The 12,500-nt window shown below is 58.7% G+C and carries 14 protein-coding genes; 10 read left to right on the top strand and 4 right to left on the bottom strand.

The genetic code is table 11. From position 1 onward, the window contains the following. Positions 1 to 2 precede the first annotated feature (2 nt). Together cobA and FZZ85_RS07370 are read right to left on the bottom strand one after the other, a co-directional pair. A complete protein-coding gene (gene cobA / locus FZZ85_RS07375; RefSeq protein WP_226413696.1) occupies positions 3 to 791 on the bottom strand; it encodes a uroporphyrinogen-III C-methyltransferase in 789 nt (262 codons plus the stop codon). Then, positions 788 to 1,450 (bottom strand): DNA mismatch repair protein MutS, encoded by a 663-nt coding sequence (locus FZZ85_RS07370; RefSeq protein ID WP_226413694.1) that lies wholly within the window; start codon positions 1,448 to 1,450, stop codon positions 788 to 790. Before FZZ85_RS07370 ends, cobA begins: the two co-directional genes overlap by 4 nt. 27 nt (positions 1,451 to 1,477) lie before the next feature. Between FZZ85_RS07370 and FZZ85_RS07365 the strand changes: the two genes are divergently transcribed. From FZZ85_RS07365 to FZZ85_RS07345, 5 genes are all read left to right on the top strand, one after another. Further along, positions 1,478 to 1,747, top strand: a complete 270-nt coding sequence (locus FZZ85_RS07365) for a hypothetical protein (protein ID WP_226413692.1) — start codon at positions 1,478 to 1,480, stop codon at positions 1,745 to 1,747. A gap of 258 nt (positions 1,748 to 2,005) precedes the next feature. Then, on the top strand, positions 2,006 to 3,547 hold the full coding sequence (locus FZZ85_RS07360) for a ferredoxin--nitrite reductase (RefSeq protein ID WP_226413690.1): 1,542 nt from the start codon (positions 2,006 to 2,008) through the stop codon (positions 3,545 to 3,547). A gap of 70 nt (positions 3,548 to 3,617) precedes the next feature. Then, on the top strand, positions 3,618 to 3,752 hold the full coding sequence (locus tag FZZ85_RS07355; protein WP_226413688.1) for a ferredoxin--nitrite reductase: 135 nt from the start codon (positions 3,618 to 3,620) through the stop codon (positions 3,750 to 3,752). Between the two features lie 35 nt (positions 3,753 to 3,787). Next, positions 3,788 to 4,675, top strand: a complete 888-nt coding sequence (locus tag FZZ85_RS07350) for a formate/nitrite transporter family protein (RefSeq protein ID WP_226413686.1) — start codon at positions 3,788 to 3,790, stop codon at positions 4,673 to 4,675. Between the two features lie 7 nt (positions 4,676 to 4,682). After that, entirely contained in the window at positions 4,683 to 5,405 is a 723-nt protein-coding gene (locus FZZ85_RS07345; RefSeq protein WP_226413881.1) for a HEAT repeat domain-containing protein, read from the top strand. A 53-nt stretch (positions 5,406 to 5,458) separates the two neighbouring features. Here the strand turns inward: FZZ85_RS07345 and cynS are convergent, their stop codons facing one another. Beyond that, entirely contained in the window at positions 5,459 to 5,893 is a 435-nt protein-coding gene (cynS, locus tag FZZ85_RS07340; RefSeq protein WP_226400635.1) for a cyanase, read from the bottom strand. Positions 5,894 to 6,090: 197 nt separating this feature from the next. Here cynS and FZZ85_RS07335 point away from each other — a divergent pair, with 197 nt between their 5' ends. Together FZZ85_RS07335 and FZZ85_RS07330 are read left to right on the top strand one after the other, a co-directional pair. Beyond that, positions 6,091 to 6,261 carry a cyanate hydratase gene (locus FZZ85_RS07335; RefSeq protein WP_226413684.1) on the top strand — a complete coding sequence of 57 codons (171 nt, stop codon included), beginning with the start codon at positions 6,091 to 6,093 and terminating at the stop codon, positions 6,259 to 6,261. A gap of 72 nt (positions 6,262 to 6,333) precedes the next feature. Then, positions 6,334 to 7,404 carry an anthranilate phosphoribosyltransferase family protein gene (locus tag FZZ85_RS07330; protein WP_226413682.1) on the top strand — a complete coding sequence of 357 codons (1,071 nt, stop codon included), beginning with the start codon at positions 6,334 to 6,336 and terminating at the stop codon, positions 7,402 to 7,404. On the opposite strand, the gene FZZ85_RS07325 is transcribed toward FZZ85_RS07330, so the two are convergent. Next, complete coding sequence (locus FZZ85_RS07325) at positions 7,365 to 7,832, bottom strand: GNAT family N-acetyltransferase (protein ID WP_226413680.1); 468 nt, start codon at positions 7,830 to 7,832, stop codon at positions 7,365 to 7,367. The two genes, FZZ85_RS07330 and FZZ85_RS07325, sit on opposite strands and share 40 nt — an antisense overlap. On the opposite strand from FZZ85_RS07325, the gene FZZ85_RS07320 reads away from it, so the two are divergent. The 3 genes from FZZ85_RS07320 (at position 7,831) to FZZ85_RS07310 (ending at position 12,497) form a co-directional block, all read left to right on the top strand. Then, positions 7,831 to 9,120, top strand: coding sequence for an MFS transporter (locus tag FZZ85_RS07320; RefSeq protein WP_226413678.1), 1,290 nt, complete (start codon positions 7,831 to 7,833; stop codon positions 9,118 to 9,120). The two genes, FZZ85_RS07325 and FZZ85_RS07320, sit on opposite strands and share 2 nt — an antisense overlap. A 45-nt stretch (positions 9,121 to 9,165) precedes the next feature. Continuing rightward, positions 9,166 to 11,304, top strand: a complete 2,139-nt coding sequence (ppk1, locus tag FZZ85_RS07315) for a polyphosphate kinase 1 (RefSeq protein ID WP_226413676.1) — start codon at positions 9,166 to 9,168, stop codon at positions 11,302 to 11,304. A gap of 206 nt (positions 11,305 to 11,510) precedes the next feature. Continuing rightward, positions 11,511 to 12,497 (top strand): RpoD/SigA family RNA polymerase sigma factor, encoded by a 987-nt coding sequence (locus tag FZZ85_RS07310; protein ID WP_025362584.1) that lies wholly within the window; start codon positions 11,511 to 11,513, stop codon positions 12,495 to 12,497. Positions 12,498 to 12,500 lie beyond the last annotated feature (3 nt).

The following is a 12,500-nucleotide window of genomic DNA, read 5'->3' as shown; positions in this document are numbered from 1 at the left end:
GTTCAGAACGGAATCGGCATCGTCACCGCTGCCGGTGTGGGCATGCAGGCTTCAACCTGCTGATCAATCACCTCTCCCACCACAACGATCGAGGGTGACTTGAAGGCTTGCGCACGGCATTGATTAGCAACATCCGCCAAGGTGGCCTTGAGGCAGCGTTGCCCCGCGACTGTGCCCTGCTGGATCACCGCCACGGGGGTTGTCGCGGCCAAACCGCCCGCCATCAGCTCTTCCGCGATCCGAGGCAAGTTATGCAGCCCCATGTAGATCACTAACCCGTCACTGGCCGCGGCCAGGGCACGCCAATCCACAGAAGGACGGCGCTTGTCGATTTCCTCATGACCGGTGACGAAGGTCACCGATGAGCCCGCCCGCCGGTGGGTGACGGGAATTCCGGCGTAGGCAGGGGCGGCAATGCCAGCGGTGACACCAGGTACCACCTGAACAGGGATATTCCGCTCCGCCAGGTAAGCCGCTTCTTCCCCTCCACGACCAAACAGGAAGGGATCACCTCCCTTCAAGCGCACCACCGTGCTGTGCTTCTGGGCCATTTCAACCAGCACGGCATTGGTGCTTGGTTGTGGCACCGAATGATGTCCGCGACGCTTGCCGACAAAACAGCGTTCACAGGACGCCGGCACAAGATCCAGCACTTCTTTGGGCACCAGCGAGTCGTACACCAGGGCATCGCACTGGCTCAACAGCCGATGCGCCTTCAGCGTGAGCAACTCGGGATCGCCGGGACCGGCTCCCACCAGATAAACGGTTCCGGTTTGTTCAGCAGTGCTCACGGCAGAGAAACAAGCAGATCGATCAGGGCCTGACGGGTGGGGGGATGCTCCAGCAGAGGAGGCAATCCATCAGCTTCGCTCAACGCATCCGTCATGCGGTTCGGCGCAAGGGTTAATGGGAGTGGCCGGGCGCTGGGATGGCGCTGCTGGAACTCGGGCCAGGCATCAAAGGCAACCAACGGCAAGGCCAGGCGAGATGCCAGCATCGCGAGAAAGCGATCCGCCACCCCCGGGCGCAGGGGATGGTGCACCAGCACGGCATCCCGGAGCTCAGACGCAGGAAGTGCTGAGAGCACAGCGTTCCACCAGGTGGTCCAAGAACCCAGATAAGGCAGCAAACGCACACTGGCCCCGGCCGCACGAAGTCTGTTCCGAATCGCCGGCACATCCGAGCGGGCGTGCTCCCCAGGCAACAGAAGCAACGGAACAATCCAAGAGGATTGGGGAAGCGCCGAGACGGCTTGTTCAGCCGTCAGAACCTCCAGCTGTACGGGCGCCGAGCGGCGCTTAGCCAAGAGATCCGGCAAGGAGGCCAAACAGTCAGGCACAACACCGCCACTGCGGCCGTGCACCACCAGATGCAGCCCATGCCGCCCTGAATCGGAAGCGTCATTCCGTAGCAATGGCCACGGATCGATGACCGCACTGACTGATGTCATCGGTTCGTTGTGAACGTTGGATGAGTCATGGCACCCCGCCGTCGTTTTGATCGTGCCCCATTGGACAGCCGCTCCTACCGGGAGCCTCTGGACGGACGCATTGAGCGGTACGACCGGGACGACCGGTACAGCCCGGGATACGCACCCAGGGAGGACCGGTACGGGTACGACCGACGCTTCGATCGTCCCGCCGGGCCCTCCGAGCTCGACCAAGACTTCGCTGCGATGAAGCGGGTTTGGCAGATGATCCGGGCCGGAGCGGTGCGGATGGTTGGCGAAATTGGACGCCAATACTGAGGCCGAAACAAGTTGCCTTTTACGGCCTCGCGGGAACTACCAGATGTAGCCGGTATTACAAATCCGAGAGAACAAAGCCCCCGGCATTGATCAACGCCAAAAGTGTTCTCTTTGTTACGGACCAAGGTTGTCATCGCAGTGTTTATTCAATCAACCCAGCGCTCCCCTTCGTTTTGAAGCGTTGCAGGTCTTCGGGCCATCTCGATTGATTCGCACCTCGTCTTTGAGCAATCAATCCGCCCACTCGTTAATCGACTTATGACCCTTAGCTCTCCCTCTAGGCCTTACCTGGATGGCAAGAAGCTCAACAAGATCGAGCAGAACAAGGCGGCCAAAGATGGCCTGTTGGTCGGCAGCGAAATCGAGAAGTTCGCCGAGCTCGGCTGGGAGCAGGTGGATGAAACCGACCTTCAGCTTCGCTTGAAGTGGTACGGAATGTTCTGGCGTCCGAAAACTCCCGGCAAATTCATGCTGCGGCTTCGGGTGCCCAATGGCGTGCTGACGGCCGATCAGCTGCGGGTGGTTGGCTCCATCGTTGAGCGCTATGGCGAAAACGGCAGCTGCGACATAACAACGAGGCAAAACCTGCAGTTGCGCGGTGTGTTGCTGGGAGACCTGCCTGAAATCCTCAAGCGCCTGAAGGAAGCCGGTCTAAGCACGATCCAATCCGGCTTTGACAATCCCCGCAACGTCACCGGCAACCCCATCGCCGGCATCGATCCCAACGAGATCATTGACACTCGGCCGTACACCACCGAGCTACAGAACTTCCTCACCAACAACTGCCAGGGCAACCCGGAATATTCCAACCTGCCCCGCAAGTGGAACACTGCCGTGGCCGGCGCGAAAGACAACTTCCTGCTCCATAACGACATCGTTTTCCATCCCGTGGAACGGGAAGGAGTAATGGGATTTGGTGTGTGGATCGGCGGTGTTCTGTCATCGCAGATGAACGCTTATGCCGTTCCGCTGAACGCCTGGGTGAAACCAGACGAAATCTGCAAGATGACCGACGCCGTGATCCGGCTCTGGCGCGACAACGGTGAGCGCGACAAGCGCCCCAAAGGCCGTTTCCGCCTCTACTTGGATCAGGTGGGACATGACATGTTCCGCAGCCAAGTGGAAGAAGTGTTCGGTCCATTGACTCCCGACCCCGGGTCCGTGTTCAACACCACTCCTCGCTCCCACTACGGCTTCCATCCCCAAAAACAAGAAGGGCTCTCCTACGCCGGTCTTCACGTTCCGGTTGGTCGCCTGACCGCCCAGGATCTGCAAGATCTCGCAACCACCAGCCTCAATTACGGCAGCGGCGAGGTGCGACTCACGGAAGACCAGAACGTCATCCTCGTGGGGCTTCCCACCGACAAGCTCGAGGCCCTGAAGGCTGATGCACTGGTGCAGCGCTTCCCACTGAAGCCCGGTCACATCTCAGCTGGAACGGTGTCCTGCACCGGCAACACCTACTGCGGTTTTGCCCTCACCAACACCAAGGACCAAGCCCTGGAAGCAGCCAAGGAACTAGACCAAGAGCTCAATCTCCCTGAGGAGCTGAAAATCCACTGGACCGGCTGCCCCAACACATGCGGCCAGGCCTACATGGGTGCCATCGGCCTTACCGGCACCAAGGCCAAGAACAGCGAAGGCGTGATGGGCGAGGGCTACACGATGACCATCGGTGGATCCCAAGGTGCCAACCCGAGCATCGGCGAAATCCACCGCAAGGCCATCCCCGCCGATGAGATCAAGGCCGCTCTCAAAGAGGTGTTGATCGACAAGTTCGGGGCCACCCCCAAGGCCTGATCGCTGCGTTCGCCGTGACGCTTCCTTTTGAAGTCACGGCTCCCCGCAACGACCACTCCCCCTCACCGTCATGGCCAACCGCAACGACGTGTTCTCTCGTTTCATCAACTGGCTTAGCGCCAGTGGTCGCGATGGAGCCGCCATCAACCGTCAGGGCGGCAGCCCTGATCTGTTCTCCCGCCTGATGAACCGCATCAGCGGCTGACATCAAAACCTTCATCCAACTCTCAATCTCATCTAATGGACTACGTCCTACCCAATGAGCTTGTCGACGGCATGATTGCCGCCGGCGGCAAAAAATCAACGGTCAGCGTGAAAAACCTGCTGATCCGTGGCTTTTACTCCGGAGCCATCCTGGGCCTGGCCGTGATCCTTGCCCTCACCGTGGGCATCACCGTCAAAGCCCCCTTCGTTGGCTCACTGCTCTTCCCCTTCGGCTTCGCCAGCATCGTGCTGTTCGGCATGGAACTGGTGACCGGCAACTTCGCCCTGCTGCCAATGGCCACCTGGGCTGGAAAAAGCACCTGGGGTGCCACCTTCCGCAACTGGGTCTGGGTGTGGATCGGCAACTGGATTGGCACCGCCGTTGTGGCCGTGATCATGGCCATCAGCCTCACAAGCGGCACCATGGACGGCGCCGCTGACAACATCGGCCCACCGATCTGGGATGCCGTGGCCCAGAAGATCATGGCCCTCAATCAAATCAACGTTGAGAAGAAATACGAAGCCCTGGGAAGCTTGGGCTTCTTCCTCGCCTTTCTGCGCGGACTGGTAGCCAACTGGTTGGTTTGTCTGGGCGTGACCATGGCTCTGGTGAGCAAGAGCGTCCCCGGCAAGATTCTGGCCTGCTGGCTTCCGATCACCGCCTTCCAATCGATGGGCATGGAGCACATCGTGGTGAACCAATTCCTGCACACCGCTGGCCCGATCCTCGGTTCAGGCGTCCCCTTCACAAAGGTGATCTTCTGGAACTTCCTGCCTGTCACCCTCGGCAACATCGTGGGCGGCATGGTGTTTATTGGCATGCTCTTCTACAGCACCCATCGCACCCCGATGGAGAACGTGCTGCCCACCGAGCACGATGAAAAGCTGGAGCGTGAGCTCGCTGCTGAACTGGGTGCCCGCTGATCCATCCATGAACGAGGAAGCCGTTCTCTGGGAACGGCTCGCCCGATCTCGACGCGCTCCTTTGGAGCCCGCTTGGCTGGGGGAGGCCTACTCCCCCAGCCTTTCTGTTGATCTGAGGCGAGCCCTGTGCGAAAAACTGGGGATGCAGGCCGAGCGCGGCTGGCCCGTGATCCAAGACCTCCTCGCCAGCCATGGGGTTCTCCCCGACCTAGTAATGGCTGCAGGGCTATGCCACCAGAGCGAGGCCCGCGATTGGTTGTTGGCTCAACTCGAGCAAACCTCGGACAATGAAGATGCCAACCTGATGGTGGTTCAGGCGCTCGCCTGTTGGGGCGCCGATGTTCCTGAATCGTGTGTGGTGAATTGCCTGCATCATCCGGGCCAACTGCACCGACTGGCCGGTCTTCAACTGCTCAGCTTCCGGTCCCACTGCCTCGACGACGGCAAACTGCTGGAGTTCTGCCAAGAGGTTTTGAATGATTTTCGCGATCCAGTGGTTGTGGCCGCGATTCGGGTTCTGCAACGCCGCGATGGCGTCTTGATCAGCGAAAAGCTGGCAGAGCTTTGCCGCAACGGTTCCCTGCCTATTGCCGAGGCTGCCTTCCGCGCGCTGGGTTGCATCGCCACACCTGCCAGTCAGCGCTGTCTGCTGGAACTGAGCCAAGACCTGAATGACGACAGTCGACGCAAAATGGCCAGCACCCAACTGAACCAACAATTCCGCCAATAAAAAAGCCCCGCTGTAGCGGGGCCTTGATGTCTTCATTCAAGACACTTGGCTATTCACCACTTTTTGTAAGGCAGGAACTTACCGCACATGGTGATTTTGACGCGATCACCTTTGGGATCCTCCACTTTGTCGACATCAAGCGTGAAGTCAATCGCGCTCATGATGCCGTCACCAAAATGTTCCTGAATAACATCTTTCAGGGGCATTCCATAGACCTGCATGATCTCGTAAAAACGATAGATCAGGGGATCAGTGGGGATCACCGGATCGAGGCTTCCCTTGGTGGGGAACTCCTGCAAAGCGGCGGTTATGGCCGAATCAAGGGAGAGCAGTTCAGCCAGCTTTTCAGCTTCTTCCTTGGAGGCCGTGGCTTGTCCGTAGAACAAGGAAGCAATCCAGACCTCATCAAGGCCCATCGCCGACTCAAGATCGGCAAAACTCATGCCTTTGGCTTTCTTGGCAGCCATCAAGGCAGCAGTAACAGTCATGATTGAACGAAAAATTGTTATAGCCGCTTTAAAAACAGCGTTCCAAGCTGGAACGTCTCAGCAGCTATGGAACTGTTGCGTAAACGCTGACCCAACAATGAAGCATTAACTACAAAACAACAGCCTGTTTTGAAGCAACAAGCACAGCCAACAAGCCCATGCTGCGAGTGAAATTAGTTTTGAAGAAGAAATTTGGAATGAGCCAATTTTTCCAATCCATGGCAACCCTGCTTCAGGCGCAATTTCTTCCACCGACAACCGCTCCCCAACTGATCCTGGAGCGGCTCTATTACGCCGAAGGACGCCACCACCCTGAGCATCCACGTCATGGCAGCTTCGAAGGGTTATCCCGATTAAGCAGGCCCTGAACTTTCGTAGCAATTGCTACCCCTGCCGGGTCAGTCGCTCCTGAAGACTGACCACAGCTTGAGGCCGGACCTTTGACAAGCGAAGTTCTCTCCGGCCGCAACCGCTTCAAGCAGCACCTGCGCAAAGTGGGAAGCGGTGAACACACCAGCAAAGGCATGAGTCGCGAGGAAGCGGCTGATGCCATGGAGCTGATGCTGCAGGGCGAAGCGACGCCCGCACAGATCGGCGCCTTCCTTATTGCCCATCGCATCCGACGACCCGAACCCCAGGAACTCACGGGGATGCTCGACACCTACCGAACCCACGGACCGGTGCTGCAATCCACCGCTGGCAGTCGAACACCGCTCTGTTTCGGCATGCCCTATGACGGGCGCACGCGCACAGCGCCGATTTACCCGCTCACCGCGCTGGTGCTGCTGGCCTGTGGTCAGCCTGTGGTTCTGCAGGGCGGTAACCGGATGCCGATCAAATACGGCGTCACCGCTGTTGATCTGTTCCGTCTTCTCAATCTCGACCTGACAGGTCTGCCGATCAGCGCCGTTGCAAAGGGGTTCCAGCAGAACGGCTTCGCCCTGATCCACCAACCGGACCACTTCCCCATCGCGGAAACCCTGATCGGCTACCGCGAGGAGCTGGGCAAGCGTCCCCCGGTTGCCAGCCTGGAACTGCTCTGGACACCCCACCAAGGTGACCATCTTCTCGTGAGTGGCTTTGTCCACCCACCAACAGAAGCCCGCGCCTGGGAAGCCCTAAAGCAAGCCGGCGAAACCGATGTCCTCACCGTGAAGGGGTTGGAAGGAGGAACCGACCTGCCCATCGGCAGGGCCTGCATCACGGCCCGGGTGCGAAACGGCGAAGCCGAACGATTGATCCTGCACCCCCGTGACCATGGCTGTCACGACGCCGATGTGGAATGGGCAGACGACAGCACCTGGGCCGATCAGGCACGAAACGCCCTGCAGCACAAAGGCCCTCTTTGCGACGCCGTGCGCTGGAACGCCGGCGCCTATCTGTGGTTCTCCGGCTGCAGTGAATCCCTAAAACAGGGCATTCAACAGGCAGCGTCTGCTCTGCAAACGGGCCAAGCCCAAGCCATGCTCGATCAACTCTGCACTTGGCGGAGCCGCTTGACCATCCGATAACGCTCGAACGGAACGCCTCCAATCAGGATTGTCTCCGGCACTTCCACACACCAGCCGCGTCGCTCCAGCAACGGTCGGCTGAACTGGCTGGCCTCCGTTCGCAGGTGCCAGACGCCGGACGCCAGCGCATCCGCCTCAATCCGATTCAAAAGCGCATTGCCATGCCCGCGCCTCGAGGCACAACCACGGCAGTAGAGCAACGACAGACGATCTTCGGGATGGCGGATCGCAAACGCTGAACCATCGGTGGTAAGCCATCCCGAGCCTTCCCGAAAACTCGCGTCGAGCACGCCGGGCAACCAAGCCAGGGCCGCCCAAGCCCTGACTTGTTCATCTGAATAAAGGAGGGGAGCCTGCGATTCGATCGCATCGGCATAGATCTCCCGCAAGAGCGGTTGATCCTCCGGAGCAATCGGACGCAAAGCCATGGCAGCCGCCTGTTGGAATGTGAGTCTCTCCTGCGTGGCAGCAAGCTTGCAGCGTCCTCGGATTCCCACACTGCTCAGCGCGTTTCTAACGCTGCTTAACGACCGGCTCAGCGAAAGCATTGTCTTTCCGCTGTTGCCCTTTCTCCTGGCCCAGTTCGCCCCAGACGGACGAACCCTAGGTCTGTTGGCGGGAAGCTATGCCCTTGCTCAGTTCCTGGTCACCCCGCTGATCGGCGCGCTGAGTGATCGGTACGGCCGCCGCCCCGTGATCAGCATCTGCGTTGCAGGATCCGTCGTGGGACTCGGCCTGTTTGCAGTAACGGTTTCACTGCCTTGGCCCAGCCAAAGCCTGCTTCCCCTGTTGCTGCTGTTCGCAGCTCGGATCATTGACGGCATCAGTGGGGGTACGGCAGCGACGGCCAGCGCCGTGCTCGCGGACATCACTCCTCCCGACAAGCGGGCCCGTGCCTTCGGCTTGATTGGCGTTGCCTTTGGCTTTGGGTTCATCCTTGGGCCCTTCGTTGGCGGGCAACTGGCCCAGGTGGCGGTGTCCCTTCCCGTTTGGGTGGCCACAGGCTTTGCTGCTCTCAACCTCTTGGTGGTGCTCAATCTGCTGCCAGAAACCCATCCTCAGGACTCGCGAAAAAGCCTGCCCAGAAAACGCGACCTAAATCCATTTGCACGACTCAGCCAGGTGCTGATGAACCCCAGCGTGGGGCGACTGTGCGGAGCTTTTTTCCTGTTCTTTCTGGCCTTCAACGGGTTCACCGCCATCCTGGTGCTCTATTTCAAGCAGCGCTTCGGCTGGGGCCCTGAATTGGCCACCACAGCGTTCCTTGTCGTAGGGGTCGTCGCCACCGTGGTTCAAGGAGGGCTGATCGGGCCCCTGGTGAAACAGTTTGGTGAATGGCGGCTGACCTTGCTGGGGCTGGGCCTGGTGATCATTGGATGTCTGCTAATCCCCAGCATCGGTGCATCCGATCGAGCCGGCGCAATCTTCACCGCCGTCGGCATCCTGGCCCTGGGCACCGGCTTGGTCACACCAAGCCTGCGCAGCCTGGTGTCGCGACGCCTGGGTCGGGAGGGGCAAGGAAGCGCCCTCGGCAGCCTTCAGGCCCTGCAGAGTTTGGGCAGTTTTCTCGGTCCCCCCCTGGCGGGATTGAGCTACGACCTTCTGGGTCCAGTGAGCCCCTTTGCTGCTGCGGCAACCCTGTTGGTGATCGTGATCGGCCTTGTGGCCGGCAGCCCTCTGCCGGCCATCTCCGACACACAACCAAGCCAGTCCTGATTGCTACGTTTCAGCTGAAGACACCAGCGCCTAGCCATTCAGCCCATGTGCGCAGCAGCCTTAGCTCCGGAGCACTACATCAACCGGGAGCTGAGCTGGATTGCCTTCAACGAGAGGGTGCTGGCTCAAGCCCTGGATCCGCGCACACCTCTGCTCGATCAAGCCAAGTTCAGCGCCATCTTCAGCAACAACCTCGACGAATTCTTCATGGTTCGCGTGGCGTCACTGAAGTCTCAGGTTGAGGCGGGCGTCAACAAACCGAGTGAGGATGGCAAATCGCCCTTGGAGCAGCTGCTAGCGATCCGAGAGCGATTGATTCCCCTGCTGCGAGAGCAACAGGTGCATTACCGCCATCACCTGAGGCCGAAGCTGCTGGAACACAGAGTTGAGCTGCTGGATTACAGACAGCTGAACGACGACCAACGCCAGTGGGTTGACGACACCTTTCAGACGTCGGTGTTTCCAGTGCTCACACCCCTGGCAGTGGACCCGGCCCATCCGTTCCCCTTCGTTAGCAACCTGAGCCTGAACGTTGCCGCCGTGGTTGTTGATCCGGAAACGGGACAACGGCAATTTGCACGGGTCAAAGTTCCCCAGAAAAACCTTCCTCGCTTCATCGCCATCCCCTCGAACCTGAGCGGCCAGGAGCACAATCCCGTTCACAGTGCCATCGCACTCGAGCAGGTGATCGCCTTCAACCTGAAGGAGCTGTTCCCTGGCATGAAGATCGAGGGGCACTACTTCTTCCGCGTGACGCGGGATGCAGATCTCGAGCTAAGGGATCTGGAAGCCGATGACCTGATGCTGGCCCTGGAACAGGGATTGCGAAAGCGACGGATGGGCGGAGAGGTGGTGCGCCTGGAGGTGCCCAACGAGATGCCTCAGGACGTGGTGGAGATGCTGATGACAGGACTCAGCGTTGAAGAAGAAGATCTCTATGTGATCGATGGCCCCCTGGGCCTGGACGACCTGCTCAGCCTGACTTCACTACCGCTACCGAACCTCAAGAGCCAAACCCACGGAGGCCAGACACCGACGCTGCTTGCCCGCAGTCAGCAGCACCTGCTGGACGAGGGAGCGATCAAACCGGATGAGTTCAAATCGATCTTCTCGGTAATTCGCCGTCAGGACATCCTCCTGCACCACCCCTATGAGCTGTTCTCGACAACCGTCGAAGAGTTCATCAACCAGGCAGCGGACGATCCCCAGGTGATGGGCATCAAGATGACGCTCTACCGCACCTCAAAAGACTCACCGATCATCGCCGCACTGATCCGTGCCGCCGAAAACGGCAAGCAGGTGATGGCACTGGTGGAATTGAAAGCACGATTTGACGAAGACAACAACATCCAATGGGCCCGGCACCTGGAGCAGTCCGGAGTGCATGTGGTCTACGGAGTGCTGGGGCTAAAAACCCACACCAAGATTGTTCTGGTGGTGCGCAAGGAGAAGGAAAAGCTTCAGAGCTATGTACACATCGGCACGGGCAACTACAACTCCAAAACCTCCAAGCTCTACACCGACCTAGGCCTACTCACAGCCAACCAGGAACTGGGGCAAGACCTGGTGGAACTGTTTAATTACCTCACCGGTTTTTCTAAGCAGCAAAGTTTTCGTCGCCTGCTCGTGGCCCCCGTCACCCTGCGGAAAGGCATGGAGCTGTTGATCCGCCGCGAAATTGAACATGCTCAGCAGGGCCGAGAGGCTGTTATCCGAGCGAAGATGAATTCGCTGGTGGATCCAACGATCATTGCGCTTCTTTATGAAGCGTCCCAGGCCGGAGTGACGATCGAATTGATCATTCGCGGCATGTGCAGCCTCTACCCCAGTCGCGAAGGACTGAGTGAAAACATTCGGGTAATCAGCATCATCGGCACGTTCCTGGAACACTCAAGAATCTTTTCATTCGCCAACGGCGGCTCTCCGGAGGTGTACATCGGCAGTGCCGACTGGATGAGCCGCAACCTCGACCGCCGCATTGAAGCGGTCACACCGATCGAACACCCCGAACATCGGCAGAAACTGGAACGCCTGCTGCAGCTCTACTTCAATGACAATCAGGGCGCCTGGGACATGCAGAGCGACGGCACATTTGTGCAGCGCAAACCCGAAAATGGTGACTCAGAACGTAATTCCCAGATTCAATTGGTCAAGGAGTGGAGCAACGGCATCCAAGCCTTGTGATTCTTTTGGTTTTGAGAAGTGAATGCGTCTGTGACGTCCGATACACAACATTGCTTCAAAAACAAACTTGAAGTAGCCAAGATCACAGCCAAATCAGTTGCTTTGAAAGGCCAAAGATTCAGCTCCTGAAATTCTTTCGATTCGAAACAGTCAGCGCCGTTGCCTGGTGCTAAGTTCAGCCCAAATTCATTCAGGAGACCAGGGTGATGGGGATCCCTCTGGAATCTTCCGGCACGACAAAAAAGTCGTCTCGGAAGGAACCTGCGTTGCCGTCCACCGGACGTCGACCATCAACTCGACAAGGAGGGCGGCTTGCCACCGACTCCATCGGTTTTTATCTGAGCAGCATCGGACGCATCCCCTTGCTGACGGCAGCTGAAGAAATCGAACTTGCACATCATGTGCAGGCGATGAAGCAACTTCAGGAGCTACCGGAAGAGGAACTGACCTCTCGGCATCGCCACAAGATCCGCATGGGCAAACGCGCCCGCGACAGAATGATGGCCGCCAACCTCCGCCTCGTGGTGAGCGTGGCAAAAAAATATCAAAACCAAGGTCTGGAACTGCTCGATCTGGTTCAGGAAGGTGCCATCGGCCTGGAACGAGCAGTCGACAAGTTCGACCCCGCCATGGGCTACAAATTTTCCACCTATGCCTACTGGTGGATTCGCCAAGGCATGACACGGGCCATCGACAACAGCGCCCGCACCATTCGCCTGCCGATCCACATCAGCGAAAAGCTCTCCAAGATGCGTCGCATCTCCCGGGAGCTGTCCCACCGTTTCGGCCGTCAACCGAATCGGCTGGAATTGGCAAGTGCCATGGGCATCGAACCGCGGGAACTGGAGGATCTGATCTCCCAGAGCGCACCTTGTGCATCACTCGATGCCCATGCCCGTGGCGAGGAAGATCGCAGCACCCTGGGCGAATTGATCCCGGATCCCAACGGTGAAGAGCCGATGGAAGGGATGGATCGCAGCATCCAGAAGGAACATCTGGGAGGCTGGCTATCGCAGTTGAACGAGCGCGAGCAGAAGATTCTGAAGTTGCGGTTCGGTCTCGGCGGTGAAGAGCCTCTAACCCTTGCGGAAATCGGTCGTCAGATCAATGTGTCCCGTGAGCGCGTTCGACAGCTCGAGGCCAAAGCGATTCTCAAACTGCGAGCGATGACCAACCACCAACAAGCCGCCTAAGCA

The organism is Synechococcus sp. MU1642, from assembly GCF_020514115.1.
GTDB lineage: Bacteria > Cyanobacteriota > Cyanobacteriia > PCC-6307 > Cyanobiaceae > Parasynechococcus.
The sequence above is the reverse complement of the archived record's forward strand: the minus strand, read 5'-3'. Positions and strand labels throughout refer to the sequence as shown.

Bases quoted from the DNA above. Each gene is read 5' to 3' on its own strand.
- FZZ85_RS07310 (WP_025362584.1), top strand. From the start codon at position 11,511: ATGGGGATCCCTCTGGAATCTTCCGGCACGACAAAAAAGTCGTCTCGG.
- FZZ85_RS07335 (WP_226413684.1), top strand. From the start codon at position 6,091: ATGAGCCAATTTTTCCAATCCATGGCAACCCTGCTTCAGGCGCAATTT.
- cynS (WP_226400635.1), bottom strand. From the start codon at position 5,893: ATGACTGTTACTGCTGCCTTGATGGCTGCCAAGAAAGCCAAAGGCATG.
- FZZ85_RS07325 (WP_226413680.1), bottom strand. From the start codon at position 7,832: ATGGCTTTGCGTCCGATTGCTCCGGAGGATCAACCGCTCTTGCGGGAG.
- FZZ85_RS07355 (WP_226413688.1), top strand. From the start codon at position 3,618: ATGGCCAACCGCAACGACGTGTTCTCTCGTTTCATCAACTGGCTTAGC.
- FZZ85_RS07320 (WP_226413678.1), top strand. From the start codon at position 7,831: ATGGCAGCCGCCTGTTGGAATGTGAGTCTCTCCTGCGTGGCAGCAAGC.
- FZZ85_RS07360 (WP_226413690.1), top strand. From the start codon at position 2,006: ATGACCCTTAGCTCTCCCTCTAGGCCTTACCTGGATGGCAAGAAGCTC.
- FZZ85_RS07370 (WP_226413694.1), bottom strand. From the start codon at position 1,450: ATGACATCAGTCAGTGCGGTCATCGATCCGTGGCCATTGCTACGGAAT.
- ppk1 (WP_226413676.1), top strand. From the start codon at position 9,166: ATGTGCGCAGCAGCCTTAGCTCCGGAGCACTACATCAACCGGGAGCTG.
- FZZ85_RS07350 (WP_226413686.1), top strand. From the start codon at position 3,788: ATGGACTACGTCCTACCCAATGAGCTTGTCGACGGCATGATTGCCGCC.
- FZZ85_RS07365 (WP_226413692.1), top strand. From the start codon at position 1,478: ATGGCACCCCGCCGTCGTTTTGATCGTGCCCCATTGGACAGCCGCTCC.
- FZZ85_RS07345 (WP_226413881.1), top strand. From the start codon at position 4,683: ATGAACGAGGAAGCCGTTCTCTGGGAACGGCTCGCCCGATCTCGACGC.